The following is a 16615-nucleotide window of genomic DNA, read 5'->3' as shown; positions in this document are numbered from 1 at the left end:
ATTGGGATAGAAGGTTGTGCAGTGTGACGAGGGAATAAAAAAAGGCTGCCGCCCGAAACTTGTTCAGACGGCAGCCTATCCTTATGAAAAGTGCTTACTCTTAAATTAGTTTAGTGAGACAAAATCATTTGCTTGGTAGACGCAACTGATCCATCTGTAATCAAAGCATAGATGTACATTCCAGCTTCCAACTCATTTCCATGAATGGTTACTGAAGTTTCCCCATTACCTTCTACGTCGTAAGCTTTTAGTTGCTTTCCTTCCAGGTTGTAGATGATAATTTGTGCTTGCTGAACATTTTCTGGCAATACCATTTTGATTTGGGTATCGGTAGTAAAAGGATTGGGTGCATTTTGGTACAACTCAACTTGAGGGTTGTCAGCACCAGCATTTTCCAAACCTGTAGCTGAAGTCTTATCACGACCAGTCAAAGCGTCGATTTGTACTTGTTGCTCTTCAATGGTTTTAAGCAATTGCTCTTGGTTAGCGCTCAATTCCTGAACGGCTTTTACCAATGGAACTACAAATTCAGAGTAACGTAGTCCGTAGTGATCGCCGTCATTTTCAGGACGGTCAACACCATTAAATTCCGTGAAGCCCAATTTTTGAGTCAACTCATCTACTTCCTGAGCAATAAAACCAGTTTGGTAGTGCTGCTCACCCGTAGAAGCCTTGTAAAATTCAGAATTGGTAGCACCTAAGAATTCGTCCAATTTGTTTTGATCTACCACGTAGCTTACCGGACGCAACTGATTAATGAAGTCAAGTCCCATTACGTTTTCCTGGATATCTCCTTTAAAACGACCGTCAGAAAGGTTAGTCCAAGCTTGGTATCCACCGATGCTGGTTACAAAAGTATTTCCAATTCTAACCTGATTAGAAGCTGTGGTAATGGCATTATTACCCAATGCAGTCGTATTGGAGTAATTGGTGTTGTTAGGACCTGAAGAGGTACCTACAGCCACGTTATCGCTTCCTGTAATGTTGTTTGCCAAAGCTTTTCCACCAAGAGCTACATTCAACTCTCCAGTAGTGTTGGAATACAAAGCCGCGTAACCGTGAGCCACATTGTAGTAACCTGTGGTATTGTTCATAGCGGCGTAATGACCGATAGCCGAGTTGCTTCCTCCGGTAGTGTTGCTCTGAAGAGCTTCGTAACCGCTAGCTACGTTATAGCCTCCGGTAGAGTTTGTATTTAGGGCATGGTAACCACTGGCTACGTTTCCTGCTCCTGTGCTGTTTTGGGATAGGGCAAAGTAACCCGTTGCCACATTGTAGTTGGCCGTGGTGTTGTTGTTGATCGCACCTTCACCAATACCGATGTTGCCATTTCCCGTCGTATTCGTAGCTAACGCTTTGGACCCAATCGCAATGTTTTCGTTACCACTTGTATTGGAATACAAAGCAGCGTAACCCATAGCTATATTTTGGCTCCCATTGACGTTGGAATAAAGAGCGTATTTACCAAAGCCGTTGTTGTAGTGGCCTGTAGTTGTTGAAAACAAGGATTGAGCACCAAATGCACTATTGTTGGTACCTGTTGTTACACTTCCTAATGCACCAATTCCAAATGAGGTATTCTGAGCCGTAGCTACGTTCCACGAACCCATGGCTAGAGCCAGTGAAAACAATAAAAATTTTTTCATGTTCATTATAGTTTAATTATAGGTATTTGAGATAAAGAGTAAGCACTCTCAGGGCCGGGTTGAATCAGCCCCAATCAAACACTACAAGTTTGTTTTTAAGAATGACTTAAAGGCAGCAATTGGTCCCAACATGCCCATTCTCTTTCCAAAAAAGCCCAAAGACTTACCCGAAATTTGGGAAACTTGAAATACCTAAAAGAGCTAAAAGAAGAAAAACAGTTGGGTAAATTATCGTCAATTCATATTTTAGTATATGCTAATTAAGCCATCAACACGATCCATAAATGCCTAAACAAATTTCCTTATTCAGAGTCTTTCTCGCCTCTCCTTCAGATTTACACGACGAACGCGAAATAGTAGGTGAAGTTATTGATGAATTGAACACATCTGCCTTTCTCCATTCTGACGTTCAAGTTCAGCTTTTAAAATGGGAAAATGCAGTGAATCCGGGAATTGCCAATTATCCCCAACAAGTAATTAATAGTGATATAGGAAAGGATTATGATATTTTTTTAGGAATTCTTTGGAGCAAGTTTGGAACTCCAACGCCTCAATACGGTTCTGGAACTGAGGAGGAGTATCAAATTGCTGTCAAAAATCGTTCAGAGTCCCCTTCAAAGGAGATAATGATCTATTTTAAAACTGCTCCAATTCCGTTCAAATCAATAGATCCCGAGAGTATTAGGGCAATAAATAATTTCAAAAACAATTTGGGAGATGATGGAGTTCTCTATTGGGAATTCAATTCAACGGATGAATTTAGAAAATTGTTAAGAATGCAACTAATGAGAAAGGTCCAGGACCTTAAGCAAATCCCGAGAGAAATAGAAAACCTGGTCAAACCAATTCAAGAGGATATCTATGAAGAAGAATTGGGATTAATAGATTATTCTGAAATTGGGGAGGAGTCGATTGAAAATTTACTTGAAATATTAAATAGAATTTCCTCCGCAACAGTATGGATTGGCAAGCGGTTCGAAGAAATGGCACGTGAAATTGATGCCGAAATCGCAAAAGACCCAGAAATGGGTAATAAAAAAAAGCGCCGATTAGTTAATTCAGCTGCCGATGACATGCATTCCTATGTTCAGAGGATTAAGGCAGAAATACCACTATATTCAGAAAACATCGAAAAGGCGATTGATTCCTACTCAAACGCAATAAAAATCAGCATTGAAATGGGCTCTGAAGAAGTTGACGAATTAGAAGCTGCAATCTCCTCCATTAAAGAATTCGTATTGACGATTGAAGAATCGATCGAATCAGGAAATGAGTTTTTGGAAGTTGTTAAAAGCCTCCCCAGAATGACTAAAGAGTTTAACCGCGCTAAAAGAACTACTTCAAAAACCCTTGAGGAGCTTTATGCGGAATTTCAAATCGGAATTAATTTGGCAAACGCTATGATAAGCGATTTGAAAGCTCAAACTTAATCAGACTTCCTTCTCCATAATTTTATAAATACTTCAAGTTTCCAAATTGTTTTTTAGTAGTAAAACATATGGAGTTTTAAAGAAAATCAAAACTAAGCTAAGATTAAGAAATCCAATAGATATCCAGGCTTCCCAGAATCAAACTAAGAAAGAAGTAACACCTGGATTTTCCCTATATTCGCCGACTCTTTTTGGTTAATCCTGGTATCTCTTCTGCTATGAATAAAAACCTAATCCGTCAATCCAAATATTTCCTGTATAAATCAGGGATTCTCAAGCACCTACCTGGTGATCGAATTAACTTCTTGGGACACTTGTCGGAGCTTTCGGATTGGATTTCAAAACACCGTGATCTGGAGTTTACCGATTTTCCCGCCAAAAAATTTGAATACGACCGTCGATACAAGCTCTTTGAATTTCTAATTGAAAAGGAGATAAAGGATCAACCGGTGGACTATTTTGAATTTGGTGTGGCCCGTGGTAACTCATTTCGGTGGTGGGTAGATCACTTGAAAAATCCCGAGTCTCGCTTCTATGGATTTGACACCTTTACTGGATTACCAGAAGATTGGGGGCCCTTTAAAAAAGGGGACATGTCCAATGGAAATGAACCTCCAAAAATTGACGATAACCGTCACGAGTTTTTTCAAGGCGTTTTTCAAGATACCTTGCTAAACTTCTTAAAAAATTACGATTCTGGAAAGCGTAAGGTCATTCATCTTGACGCTGACCTGTACTCCTCTACCCTATTTGTACTAACGTCCATCTATCCCTACCTCAACAAAGGCGACATCCTCATGTTTGACGAATTCAACGTTCCTATGCACGAGTATAAAGCCTTTACCGAATGGGTAAACTCCTACTATGTGGACTACAAAGTGCTGGGGCAGGTCAATAACTATTACCAGGTAGCAATGAAACTGGTGTAAGAACACCATCCAACCATGAAAATCAGACGAATAACCACCACCCAATCACAACTCAATCATTTGGATGAAGTTGTACGGTCTTTTGTTAGCCGAATTCAGGAATACGATGTTCATGGTCGGATTTTACTGGAACAAGAACTAAGTGCTTCAGGTAAAATTGAGATCGAGTTTCGCTATGTATATGATATTCATGATCAGCTGGTGGAACAAAGTGAGTACAATCACGGAAAATTCATCGAAAAATCGGAGTATGAATACGAGGAGGATAAAACTTTAAAGTCGGTTAAGGTCACCTTTTCGGATGGCGGTTCCATAACTAAAACCTATCAGTATTTTGAATTGGGGAGAACCGATTCCGGCACTGCGCTCAATGACGATGGAAGCCTTTATCATAAAGAGGTAGCCAAATTGGATACTGATAATCGTCCGATAGAGGAGACAGTAACCAACGACCTGGGTGTTGTAGAGGAAATTACCAAGTACCAATACTTTGAGGACAGTGATTTACTGACCTACAGAAGAGTAGAACAACCGATTTACGAATGTTATTCCGAAACCTTTTTCTACTATCAAGATGGTCAGTTGATTCGTGAAGTGGAGAACAACGAAGAATTTCAGCCCCTTTCTGAAACTCGTTTCAGCTATCAAAATGGCCTGGAGACTCACGCCATCTCCCGATTCTTTGCCGATGATTCTCTGGCCGAGGAAAAATATTACTACGACGAAAAGGAACAGTTGATTCGAGTGGAGAAATACACCAATGAAATGCTCACTTTTTCGAATCAAATCTCCTACAACAATCAAGGCACGGTTTTGCAAGAAATTGTACGATCGAATTACGGCGAATTTGGTCCCAGTTATGACCGTTACGATAATCAGGTAGAGTATTGGGAAGAATCTGCTATTGTGAAAGACTAAACCGCCACTCCTCTACTCCTTAATAACCCTTTGCGTACCGTCCTCACTCACCACCAGGTAAAGACCTGGAAGGTAACTGCCTAAATCCACCATGCTATATTCCTTCATATCGTGAAATTCATCCATTAGTTTTCCTGATGAATTCCAAACCTGCACCCGACTCAACGTTTTGTCGTTGTTGAGGTAAAAATGATTCCGCGTAGGATTCGGATAACCCATTTTTTCATCTGAGATCCATGATAAATCTCTCGTACTTGTACCTTGAGTCCACTGACAATTCAAAGCAAATTCCATCACCTCATCGCGGCCATTTCTTATCCCTTGAATGGTGGGACGTACCTCGTAGTCGGGAATAATTCCTACTCTTTGGGTGGGCGTATAGTCTGGGTAATAGGTACCTAAAAAGGTGGCAGCAGTCAGTCCTGAGCCAGGCAAATAAATTCGGGCCGTGTTTCCATCCGCCCCAGAGGTTGTACTTCCAATCTTTATGGCGCCAGGGTGTTGCTCCAAGCCCATACAGGTGTATTCCGCCTGGCTTTGGGTACGCTCATCAAAGAGTAGGATCAACTTTCCCTGATAAGGGTAACCACTCCCCTGACCAATCGTTACAGGTCTCCACATCATTCTACCGGGATACTTCATGTCATTTTGGGTAAATGTGGCAATGGGTATCGGATAGCCGAATAGGAAATCAACCAATCCCCAAAGGGTTCCATTCGGATAGTTTCGAATATCAAAAACGATGGCATCCGTATATTCCAAATCACTATACATATCAGACAACTGCGTCTTTTCCAATTGTCCCATATCAACGATTCCATAGTGACAACCAGAAGGCAAGATAGTATCCGTCCACACCGGACCATTCACCTGATTATGTAGGTTGAGACGGTTGCTCCAGGAGGTCGCCAGGTTAACCTGATTTGATCCCTGGCCATTTTCAACCGTCACCGTCAAGTTCGAACTGTTGGTATAGAGCATCAAGGTATTGAGCTCTCGTTCGATAATATCATCATTTGAACCATTAACATAGTCTCGCAGGCTATCTCTAATATCTTCCACCTTCTTGCCGTCAATGTGAGTCACCACATCTCCAATTTTCACCTGTCCGGCTTGAGGAAGGGTTTGAGTAACCACACATTTCTTTTCTATATAGCGAACGAATATGGGCGGAAATCGAGTTCCACTCCAGGTGCTGAATGTAGGATGCGAATAAAACCCGTGGCTATCATCGATCCGGGTGATCAATTTACGAATGGCCAAATGGTATTCTTCTGCATTCTTCGCTTCCACAAATTGAGGAATAAACTCCACCAGGGTGCTATCCCAATGTTGGTCCATTTGGTGCTTGTAGGGAAAGAAATAATGGATAATGTTCCAATACCTGAACAAGGTGAGCAACCTCATTTCTTCATGAGGGTAGGCCGTGTTTAGGCTCTCATAGTAAAGCGTATCCGTATCAAATTGAATAAACTGACTTCCCCCAGTGTGATTGACCAACACATGATCCCGAGGACGAAATTCGTTTCGAACGGTATCCATCCATTCCCTCACCGATGGATAGAGGTAGGTGTGCTGCATCCAGGACAGGTCTAAATTGTTGTTCAGGGAATCGATCACATGCGGCAAAGTACCTACGCCCTTAGCCATGGTCCCAGGCGATTTTAACCAATGGTATAGAGAGTCGTTAAAAGAAGAATGGTCCGGAGCATTTTTGATACCAGAAATACGGTCGAGTAACTCATTGTCCCAAATCACATTTCCATCCGCCACTTCAGAATGGTAGTATTTGATGTGTCCCCAAGCTTTGCAGGAGTAAAATAATCGTTTGTAGTAAACACTATCCGGAACCTGGGCCGAACCGGAAGAAAGGATAAAAAGGCTGAGAATAGTTACTAGGGCTTTAACACGAAATGGCTTCATAATTGAATGGATGTAAGGTTTACCGGATTAGAAATTGGAAGGTCTATTCCGGTAGCTGCAATTTCCGAAAAATCACCCAAAATCCTTCAACCGATTACAAACCGAAAAAGACCAAATTCAAAGTGAAAACACGGATTGGGTTGTGAATTTTCAATCTTCAATCTTGAATCCTCAACATTTAGGCCTTGGGATAGGAGAATCGAGATGCGAGATGCGAGAGACGAGATTGGAGATGCGAGAAACGAGATTGGAGATGCGAGAAACGAGATTGGAGATTGGAGATGCGAGATTGAATCCTGCCCTTGGCTTAACACATTCTTTACACGCTTAACCTTTACTCCACATCTGGGAAACTGTCCTCTAACGGCCGATTAACGGGAGCAACAGAATAATGTAAAACACCCATAATTCAAACCCACAATCGAGGTAACAGCACCTCTATAAGTTCGCGGCAAAACAACAATAGTTCAAATGAAACGATTTCTATTTCCTTTAAAAACCATACTATCGGTTGCCCTGCTTTCAACCGCATTTTCGATGCAGGCGCAGGTAACCTATACCCTACAGATTTTGCACGCCTCCGATTTGGAAGGTGGTGTTGAGGCCATCGACCGGGCCAAGTATTTTGCTGCCATTGTAGATACTTTGGAAGGCGAATACAGCAACACGGTTATTCTTTCTGCCGGTGATAACTACATCCCTGGCCCATTCTTTAACGCTGCCGGTGATCGCTCGGTTTTCCGCGATGGTGGTGTTTTCAACAACCTTTACAACCTGATTTACGGAACCTCCGCATACAATGGCCTACGCGAAGGTCCAGGTAGAGCGGATATTTCCATCATGAATGCCATCGGATTTGATGCTTCAGCAGTAGGTAACCACGAATTTGACGGAGGTGCCGATATGATGGAATCAATTATTGAAGAAGACTTTCGTTCTCCCGCAGGTCCTGCATCTGACCGCTGGGTAGGTGCTCAGTTCCCTTACTTGAGTGCTAACCTGGATTTTACCGGTTCGGCTGACCTGGGCAACTTATATGCTGGTTCTGTTTTGGAAAACACGGAATTCCTGTCAGGTCCTGCTCAATCTCAAACGGGAAGTTCTTCTTTCCTAAAGTTAGCCTCCGCTACCTACATCACCCGTGGTGGTGAAAAAATTGGAGTGATCGGAGCGACTACTCCACGCCTGGAAATCATCTCTTCTCCGGGAGAAGTAATGGTAAAGAACCCAGGAGCTGGAATGGACAACATGAAAGACATGGCTACCCATATCCAACCTTGGATCGATTCTTTGACCAACAACCACGGAATTAATAAAATCATCCTGGTTACCCACATGCAGCAAATCCAATTGGAAGAAATGCTGGCTGGTGAATTGAAGGGTGTTGACGTAATTATCGCTGGTGGATCCGACGCTATTCTGGCTAACCCAGGTGATCGTTTGAATCCTGGTGACATGCCTTATAAAGGATACCCAATCATTACCAAAAACAAAGACGGTGACGATTGCGCCATTGTGAGTACAGATGGAGAATATAGCTACGTAGGACGATTGGTTGCCGGATTTGACGCCAACGGAAAATTGGTTCCTTCCAGTATTAAAGGTGCAGAAAGTCACCCTTACATCGCTGACTCTATAGAAGTAGCAAAAGCATGGGGAAACTACTCCGCCGCATTTGCCTCCGCTACGGCCAAAGGAAACTTGGTTGACTCCGTAACTCAAGCAGTAACCGGAGTAGTAATCGCCAAAGATGGCAACACCTTCGGTAAAACAGAGGTATTCCTAAACGGACAGCGTGAGTACGTAAGAACCCAGGAAACCAACTTTGGTAACCTTTCAGCTGATGCTAACTTATGGCAAGCTCAACAGTTTGATTCTAAAGTAGCCGTATCCATTAAAAACGGTGGTGGTATCCGTGCTGCGATCGGAGAAGTAAACGAAGTTGCTCCTGGAGTATACGAATATCTTCCTCCTCAAGAGAATCCTTTGTCGGGTAAAAAAGAAGAAGAAGTAAGTCAATTGGATATTGAAAACTCCCTTCGCTTCAACAACCGTCTTTCTGTGATGGACGTAACCGCCAACGGATTGAAACAAATTTTGGAACACGGTGTGTCGGCCTGGGCTCCCGGTGCAACTCCCGGGCAATTCTGCCAGGTGGGTGGTGTAGCCTTCAGCTTTGATCCAAGCTTGGCAGGTGGAAGCCGTATTCAGAGTATGATTCTTTATGATGACAAAGGCGACGTTACCGATACCATCGTTAAAGGTGGAAATGTATATGGCAACCCTAACCGTACCATCAAGGTAGTGACCTTGAACTTTATCGCCGGTGGAGGTGATGGTTACCCCTTCCCTACTTTGGGATCTAACCGTGTGGACTTGGATACTGCCGGATTACCAGCAGGTAGCGCAACCTTTACTACAGCTGGTAGCGAACAAGACGCTTTGGCAGAATACCTGGTTTCTGAATTCTCTTCCAAAGGATACAAAGAAGAAGACACCGATGTAGAAGAAGACGAAAGAATTCAAATCCTTTCTGAACGTGCTGACGGAATTTTCGGATGCTACGTAACTTTTGAAGGTGACTACACCAGCGTAATGGAAGATGCAGGAGCAGTAACCATTGAATTAGAATATGACAACAGCAGCTCTACCGATCGCACCATCAACGTGAATGTGGTTAATGCTATCAGCACCGCAACTGGGTCTGATTATACTTTTACTACCGCCAGCGGAATCGCTAAAGCAGAAACCAAGGGTGTAATAAACCTGACCTTGACCGTTACCGAAGAGTCCATGGCTGAAAGTGACGAGTTGATCGTACTTGAAATTGAAGAATCAAAGGACTACATCGTAGATCCAGGTGACATTCTTTACCATGCCTTCTTCATCCGCGACAATGACAACAAAGGTCCAAGTGCTTCTCAAACTATTGAGCTACGTCCAATGGGAAGCTACCAAGGTTTGACCTCAGGTAGTACAGAGATTTTGGATTACGATCAGGCTTCCAAGCGTATGTTCGTAACCAATGCCAGCCAAGATCGCTTTGAAATTCTTGACTTCAGCGATCCGATGAATATCACGAAAGTAGATTCCATTGACATCTCTTCCATGGGAGCGATTAACAGCCTTTCTGTTTATGACGGAATCGTAGCTGTAGCGATCGAAGATGCGAGCACCATGAATGCAGGTAAAGTAGCTTTCTACGATGTAGATGGTAAAGCCCTAAGTAACGTAACTGTAGGTGTTCTTCCGGATATGGTAACCTTTACCCACGACGGTAAAAAAGTAGTAGCCGCTTGTGAAGGTGAGCCTAACGATGATTACGATCAGGATCCGGAAGGAAGCATTGCCATCATCGACATGAGCGCTGGTGCAGCTAACCTTACCCAAGCTGATGTTACGCTACTTGACTTCAACGCTTACGATGCTCAAAAAGATCAGTTGATCCAGAACGGCATCCGGATTTTTGGTCCAAATGCTTCTGTTTCTCAGGACATGGAACCAGAATATGTAGCTATCTCCGAAGACAACAGCAAGGCCTATGTAGCTTGTCAGGAAAACAATGCTTTGGTAGTGGTTGACTTGACCAGCAACAGCATTACCGATATCCATCCATTGGGTTGGAAAGACCACACCGCAGCTGGAAATGGTTTGGATAGCGATCGTAAATCAGACGACATCAACATCGCCAATGCTCCTTTCCGCGGATTGTACCTGCCTGATGCTATTGCAGCCTACTCCGTAATCGGAATTGACTATGTAGTAACTGCCAACGAAGGGGATAGCCGTGACTATGACGGATACAGCGAAGAAGAGCGTTTGGATCCAGACGACTACGAATTGGACGAAACGGTTTTCCCAGATGCCGAAGCTATTTACAGCGCTTATGGAGACATCAAAGTAACTACAGCCAACGGCGATATCGACGGTGATGGAGACTATGATCAAATCTATACTTACGGTGCTCGTTCTTTCTCTATCTGGAATGCAACAACCGGAAGCCTGGTTTATGACAGCGGTGATGACTTTGAGCAAATCATTTCTAACCACCCGGAGTACTCCAAATTCTTCAACACTTCTAAAGACGGATTGACCATCAAAAACAGAAGTGATGATAAAGGACCTGAGCCAGAAGCGGTAATCCTTGCTTCCATCAGCGGTAACACTTACGCCTTTGTTGGAATGGAGCGTACCGGTGGAGTTATGGTTTACGACATTACCAATCCACAGCAAGCCAGCTTTGTGGATGTAAACATTATGCGTGACACGGCTACCGGTGACGGAGACTTAGGTCCAGAAGGATTGGTTTTCATTCCTTACACCAACAGCCCTAACGACAAGAACCTTTTGGTAGCTTCCAACGAAGTAAGCTCTACCCTTTCTATCTGGGAAGTATTTGATCCAAATCAGCCTGATGCGGTGAATGAAAACATCGCTGAGAACAACGGATTGGTAATCTACCCAAACCCGGCTAACGGTCAGGTGTTCATCGCTTCTCAGGAAGGAAGCATTGAGCGTATCGAGTTGTTTGACTTGAAAGGTCGTATGATCACTTCTTCGGAAGTAAACGCTGTGACTCACACTTTGAACCTGGATAACGTTCCTGCTAACGTTTACCTACTTAGTGTACACACTGCAGAGGGAGTTAAAACTTCCCGCCTGGTGATTCAATAAGCCTCGAATATCAGTACCCTATAGGAAAAGGGCTGCTCTGCAAAAACGGAGTGGCCCTTTTTTAATTTTCAATATTCAATTTAAATCTTCAATCTTGAATTGTTGATGGAGTTATTGTTCGCATATCCTTGAAATCCCATACCCTTGCGCCATTCTCATTTAGGTTCCGTTTTCTCCCAATCATTACATTAATTCTTTAGTCAACCAAACCAAATGAGAGAAGTCCTGTAGAGGTAATTAAGTTCATTTCTTTTATTGATTTATACCCATTAATTCCTTTCTCTTTTTCGATTACTTTTAGATTTCGAATAAACACCTTCAACAAATTAATCATGCGAATTTTTAAATCTTCATTAATCACCTTACTAATCTTGGGCTTGAATATTTCTCTTCTGGCTCAAACTCCTTCGGGAATCAATTACCAAGCCGTAGCTCGAGACGGTTCTGGCAACCTTCTTACCAATTCATCTATCACCGTTAAAGCGGTTATTGCCACAGGTGGAACGGGTTCGAACGTGGAGTACACGGAAACCCATCAAGTAACCACCAGCGATTACGGACTATTTACCATCGTTATTGGGCAGGGATCTACCTCCGATAACTTTGGAGCACTACAATGGGGTGCCAAAAAACACCACCTAAAAATCGAACTGAATGCCGGAAACGGATTTGTGAATATGGGTAGCGTAGCTTTCGAGGCTGTCCCTTATGCCTTGATGGCCAGAGACGTTGAGAATATCCCTACCCTCTCCATCAACGACCTTTCAGATGTAAGCACCAGCGGTGCCAGCAACGGAATGGTGCTCGGTTGGGACGGTACTACCTGGAAGCCGGTGACTGGCTCTGGTGGTGGAACCAATTACGTAGGTGGTAATGGAATTACCATCACCGGAAATACCATTGCGGCAGATGCCAGTAACTCCATGTGGAATGCCAATCAATTGCAAGGCAACAGCGTAGCCAACTCTACTCCGGCCAACGGGCAGGTGCTAAAATGGAACGGTTCCTCCTGGTCTCCATCTGCTGATAACACGGGAGGATCTTATGCGGCTGGTACAGGTCTTACTCTTTCGGGAACTACTTTTTCCGCCAATACGGGTACCGCACTTTGGAACGCCAGTCAATTGCAAGGAAACAACTTGGCGAATACTTCTCCAAGCAACGGTCAAGTATTGAAGTGGAACGGTTCGGCCTGGGCTCCATCCGCCGATAATACGGGAAGCTATACAGCTGGAACTGGACTTACTTTAACCGGTACTGCTTTCTCGGCAAATACCGGAACAGCGCTATGGAACGCCAACAAAATTCAAGGTAACAATGTGGCAACTACCGCTCCGGCAAACGGAGAAGTACTGCAGTGGAATGGTACCAACTGGGCACCAGAGTCGATCAGCAGCAAGGTTTGGAAAGAAATTGGAACGACTTACGCTCACACTACCTACCGTATTGGAATTGGTGTTGATTCAGCCCGTGGTGCATTCGAAATTGAAGACACCATTGTAGGAACTGGAAATGCCAATTTTGCCACCGCTATTTTGACCTCCACTGGCTCTACCAGTAACCAGGCTACTACACATGGTCTTTGGATTACTAAAGTAGGACGTGGTGCATTTAACAACATCGGTATTCGGAGTTCCGTTAGCGGAAGCGCCACTACCCTATACAACGGAAGTGGAGCTGTAGGTGGATTCTTCCTGGCTCAAACCACAGCGGGTCAAAACAACTTTGGTATGAGAGCTTCAGCCGGTGAAGATGCCAGCACTCGTAACTACGGGGTTTATTCTCATAGCCGCGGTAACGGACAATTCAACATGGGTGTGTTTGCCTTGGCAGACAAAAAACACAACTCCACCACCAAAACCAACTACGGGATCTTTGCCTGGGCAGATAGTGCCCGAACCAATTATGCCGGATACTTTGACGGAAACGTAACCTATACAGGAACTCTTTCTTCTGCTTCCGACGCACGGTTAAAAACGAATATTCTTCCTCTCGAAAGCGCCTTGACACGTATCGAAAATGTGGAAGTAGCTACCTACGAATACAGCCAGGAAGGAATGGCCGGTAAAATGAACTTGCCCGAAGGAAAGCAAATTGGATTTATTGCTCAAAACCTGGAAAAGTCTTTTCCTGAATTAGTGGATGTTCAACGTCACGCTGTAGGTGTACAAGCCTTGGATGAAAATCCGGAAACGCTCGAATACAAAGCCGTAAACTACATTGGAATGATCCCTGTGTTGACCAAGGCTATTCAAGAGCAGCAGGACTACATCGAAAAGCTGGAGCAACGTATTGAGCAATTGGAAACTCAAATGAACAACCATGGTAAGTAAGTATTTTATCCTCGCCTGGGGAGCTCTGCTTTGTACCTTTTCGGTTCAGGGACAAACCCTGGAGAGAACCGTTATAGGCTCAGCTGGGACCACCCAAAAAGCAGGTAATCTGGAAATCTCCTCTACCGTGGGAGAGACGGCAGTGGTTATGCAAACCACCCCTACCCTGATTATCACCCAAGGTTTTCAGCAACCCCAAAAGTTGAAAAACGATAGTTCATCCGGACCGGATGGGATCAACGAGGAACAATTGGCCCAGCTTCAATTGTATCCAAACCCCTCCCACGAGGCCATTCATCTCGTGGGTGAATTAACGGGTGAATATCAATTACGTGTGGTGGATGCCCGTGGAAAATTGGTTTTGGATCGCTCAGTTAATCTGACTCCCCAGGAAAAGTTTACACTTCCCGTATCCGATTGGGCTGTTGGGCAATACCACCTTCAATTGGTTGGCAAGGCTCCGGAAGACTTATATGACTTTAGGGTAATCAAACAATAGATTTGCAACCCAATGAACTCACAGAAAGCTCCTCAGCGTAAAGCGAGGAGCTTTTTTTATGCTTTTAATACAAGATTCGATTGCCAAAAACTTCTTCGAGCCGAACTTGATGTGTTCTCTCAAGCGGGTTAAACTCCAAGTTGACCAGGCGCAATCGAAGTAAGTAAAACTCATCCGGTAGTTCATGGATACGATTGCCCAAAAGGGAAATCTCGATTAAGTGGGGCAACTCAGCAATGGAGCTGGGGATCTCAGTAATCGCGGCACCCTCGGCCACAAAAAATCGCAAGGAAGTGAGCGCAGATAACTTCTCCCAAAAGAGCCAATCCAGGTAATAATTGTAGCTCACATCCAAATAGTCCAGACTGGGAAACATAGCAGGGTCCCAATCATCAAATTGAACCGGATTGTCACTGATAACGAGTTTAAGCAGATGGTTCTGCTTTTGTGAAACATAAAGAGAACGCAGGCCAGTATCATAAAGACTCACTCGTTGAAGCCAAGGGATAAGGAGAAGGCATCCTCAGCCCTATCCAAGGGATTGGAATCCAGATTGAGGAACCGTAAATTCTTGAGCTCTGTATAGTTTAAAGGGATTTGGGAAATGTTGTTTTTTCTAAGCGACAAAACCTTTAAGGTCATGTAAGGATTGTCAAACTGGGGAAAAGTCGTCAATTGATTGTCATCGAGATACAATTCCTGAAGATGGGACAACTGTCGCTTTGGAATTTTGAATTCGGTAAGTTCATTTCCGTTCAACTCCAAGCGCACCAATTTTCTCAGCTTTCCCTTGATCCAATTCACCTCTTGTAATCCCACACTATCCATACGAAGCACTTCGAGGTTTCGGAAAAAGAAGACCTCATCAGGAATCTTTGCAAAATGCTGACCGGAGAGATCGAGTTTCTTCACCTTGTTGGGGTATTTCTTGGCCATCTCCAAATCCGTAACCACGATCTTGTCAACTAGATCTGCATACTTCAACCTTCTTTGAGCGGGAAGAGAGGATGGGAGTAGGAGCACCTGTGTGAGAACGAGAACGAAGACGAGAACGAGGATCGGTGGGGTGTTTTTGTTGAATTTCTCGCTGAGTGGGTATAACCGAAAGAAGGATGATGGATATGGGAAGGGTGAATTCACTCGGGTTTGGATTGAACCCAAATTGTTGCAATTATCATTCCATTTTACGGAAATAAATACGGATCCAACTGACGTAATTCACTGATCTACTAATAGTAGACATTTTTCCCGAATACCTGACTCAGCTGTTCCTTATCTCGGGAAGCTAAGGGATTGTACTCCAAATTGATCAAGCGAAGATCCAGGGCATAAAACTCCTGGGGTAAATGATTGATTTCATTACCCAAGAGGGATATTTCGCGAAGTCCCTTTAGCGCACCAATTGAGCTTGGTATTTCTTGAATGCCGGCACTTTCAACCACCAGGAATTTCAACCGAGGCAATTCTACAGCCTTGTTCCAAAACTCGGGGCCCAAATTGGGATGGTAGCTGACATCCAAATAAGCCAATCGTGGAAAATCATCGGGATTCCAATCCTTGAAGTCGATAAGGTTGTCGCTGATAACCAACTTGACCAATTTACGCTGAGCTTGTGAGCATTTCAATGTTCTAAGCCCCGTTTGGTAAAAACTGAGTCGTTCAAAATCAGATGAGAGGGCAAAGGCCTGATTCGCATTTTTCAAGGGATTGTAGTCGAGGTATAGAAATCGGAGGTGTTTCCATTCTTCACAAGGTGCCGGGATTTGAGTAATCTTATTCTGGCGAATTGAAAGAGTGGTGATGGCGATAAAAGGATTGGCTACATCAGGAAATTCGGTGAGTTGATTATCATCCAAATACAACTGGTTTAAATCTGACATACAACCCGGTGGAATCTTTAGGTCGGTAAGTTGATTTCCCATTAGACTTAGAAACAGAAGATTTTTGAAGGTACCTTTTTCCAAGTCAAATTCTTTCAATCCAACACTGTCCAGCCATAGCATTTGCAGGTTTTTAAAAACCAAAAGAGATTCTGGTACCTCACCCATCTTTTGCCCGGACAACTTGAGCCGAAAAACCCTTTCAGGATCCTTAAGCGCCTCGTTCAAATCCGTAAAGACCACTCGCTGCACATCCATGGGATACTTGGTATACTGCTGAGCAAGTGCCATCACGTTGATGAAAAGAAACAGGATCGGCAGAACTAAATATTTCTCTCGAATGATCTGTGGAAACTTGAATTGCATGCGTCTTATTTTATAAA

11 protein-coding genes are annotated in these 16615 nt (G+C 43.7%); 6 read left to right on the top strand and 5 right to left on the bottom strand.

What is annotated here, in order from left to right; genetic code table 11:
- Positions 1-110: 110 nt before the first annotated feature.
- Positions 111-1646 (bottom strand): tail fiber domain-containing protein, encoded by a 1536-nt coding sequence (locus KFE98_15050; protein UTW61321.1) that lies wholly within the window; start codon positions 1644-1646, stop codon positions 111-113.
- 284 nt (positions 1647-1930) lie between these two features.
- Here KFE98_15050 and KFE98_15045 point away from each other — a divergent pair, with 284 nt between their 5' ends.
- From KFE98_15045 to KFE98_15035, 3 genes are all read left to right on the top strand, one after another.
- Entirely contained in the window at positions 1931-3076 is a 1146-nt protein-coding gene (locus tag KFE98_15045; GenBank protein UTW61320.1) for a DUF4062 domain-containing protein, read from the top strand.
- A gap of 218 nt (positions 3077-3294) precedes the next feature.
- Positions 3295-4005 (top strand): class I SAM-dependent methyltransferase, encoded by a 711-nt coding sequence (locus KFE98_15040; protein UTW61319.1) that lies wholly within the window; start codon positions 3295-3297, stop codon positions 4003-4005.
- 15 nt (positions 4006-4020) lie between these two features.
- Positions 4021-4923 (top strand): hypothetical protein, encoded by a 903-nt coding sequence (locus KFE98_15035; GenBank protein UTW61318.1) that lies wholly within the window; start codon positions 4021-4023, stop codon positions 4921-4923.
- Between the two features lie 12 nt (positions 4924-4935).
- Here the strand turns inward: KFE98_15035 and KFE98_15030 are convergent, their stop codons facing one another.
- Positions 4936-6846, bottom strand: coding sequence for a T9SS type A sorting domain-containing protein (locus KFE98_15030; GenBank protein UTW61317.1), 1911 nt, complete (start codon positions 6844-6846; stop codon positions 4936-4938).
- Between the two features lie 471 nt (positions 6847-7317).
- Between KFE98_15030 and KFE98_15025 the strand changes: the two genes are divergently transcribed.
- The 3 genes from KFE98_15025 to KFE98_15015 all read left to right on the top strand — a co-directional run bounded on the left by KFE98_15025 (position 7318) and on the right by KFE98_15015 (position 14352).
- Positions 7318-11520: a choice-of-anchor I family protein gene (locus KFE98_15025; GenBank protein UTW61316.1), complete on the top strand. Its 4203-nt coding sequence runs from the start codon at positions 7318-7320 to the stop codon at positions 11518-11520.
- A 332-nt stretch (positions 11521-11852) separates the two neighbouring features.
- The gene (locus KFE98_15020) at positions 11853-13853 is read left to right on the top strand and encodes a tail fiber domain-containing protein (protein UTW61315.1); all 2001 of its coding nucleotides are present in this window, start codon (positions 11853-11855) and stop codon (positions 13851-13853) included.
- Positions 13843-14352: a T9SS type A sorting domain-containing protein gene (locus KFE98_15015; protein UTW61314.1), complete on the top strand. Its 510-nt coding sequence runs from the start codon at positions 13843-13845 to the stop codon at positions 14350-14352. The genes KFE98_15020 and KFE98_15015 overlap by 11 nt, the downstream gene beginning before the upstream one ends.
- A gap of 64 nt (positions 14353-14416) precedes the next feature.
- Here the strand turns inward: KFE98_15015 and KFE98_15010 are convergent, their stop codons facing one another.
- The 3 genes from KFE98_15010 to KFE98_15000 all read right to left on the bottom strand — a co-directional run bounded on the left by KFE98_15010 (position 14417) and on the right by KFE98_15000 (position 16598).
- Positions 14417-14842 carry a leucine-rich repeat domain-containing protein gene (locus KFE98_15010; protein UTW61313.1) on the bottom strand — a complete coding sequence of 142 codons (426 nt, stop codon included), beginning with the start codon at positions 14840-14842 and terminating at the stop codon, positions 14417-14419.
- The gene (locus KFE98_15005; GenBank protein UTW61312.1) at positions 14839-15492 is read right to left on the bottom strand and encodes a leucine-rich repeat domain-containing protein; all 654 of its coding nucleotides are present in this window, start codon (positions 15490-15492) and stop codon (positions 14839-14841) included. Before KFE98_15005 ends, KFE98_15010 begins: the two co-directional genes overlap by 4 nt.
- 89 nt (positions 15493-15581) lie before the next feature.
- A complete protein-coding gene (locus tag KFE98_15000; GenBank protein UTW61311.1) occupies positions 15582-16598 on the bottom strand; it encodes a leucine-rich repeat domain-containing protein in 1017 nt (338 codons plus the stop codon).
- Between the last annotated feature and the right edge of the window lie 17 nt (positions 16599-16615).

It is taken from the genome of bacterium SCSIO 12741 (genome assembly GCA_024398055.1).
Lineage (GTDB): Bacteria > Bacteroidota > Bacteroidia > Flavobacteriales_G > Salibacteraceae > SCSIO-12741.
Note: the sequence above shows the minus strand (reverse complement) of the source record. Positions and strands in the feature narration are given on the sequence as shown.

Bases quoted from the DNA above. Each gene is read 5' to 3' on its own strand.
- KFE98_15050 (UTW61321.1), bottom strand. From the start codon at position 1,646: ATGAAAAAATTTTTATTGTTTTCACTGGCTCTAGCCATGGGTTCGTGG.
- KFE98_15025 (UTW61316.1), top strand. From the start codon at position 7,318: ATGAAACGATTTCTATTTCCTTTAAAAACCATACTATCGGTTGCCCTG.
- KFE98_15030 (UTW61317.1), bottom strand. From the start codon at position 6,846: ATGAAGCCATTTCGTGTTAAAGCCCTAGTAACTATTCTCAGCCTTTTT.
- KFE98_15015 (UTW61314.1), top strand. From the start codon at position 13,843: ATGGTAAGTAAGTATTTTATCCTCGCCTGGGGAGCTCTGCTTTGTACC.
- KFE98_15020 (UTW61315.1), top strand. From the start codon at position 11,853: ATGCGAATTTTTAAATCTTCATTAATCACCTTACTAATCTTGGGCTTG.
- KFE98_15040 (UTW61319.1), top strand. From the start codon at position 3,295: ATGAATAAAAACCTAATCCGTCAATCCAAATATTTCCTGTATAAATCA.
- KFE98_15000 (UTW61311.1), bottom strand. From the start codon at position 16,598: ATGCAATTCAAGTTTCCACAGATCATTCGAGAGAAATATTTAGTTCTG.
- KFE98_15035 (UTW61318.1), top strand. From the start codon at position 4,021: ATGAAAATCAGACGAATAACCACCACCCAATCACAACTCAATCATTTG.
- KFE98_15045 (UTW61320.1), top strand. From the start codon at position 1,931: ATGCCTAAACAAATTTCCTTATTCAGAGTCTTTCTCGCCTCTCCTTCA.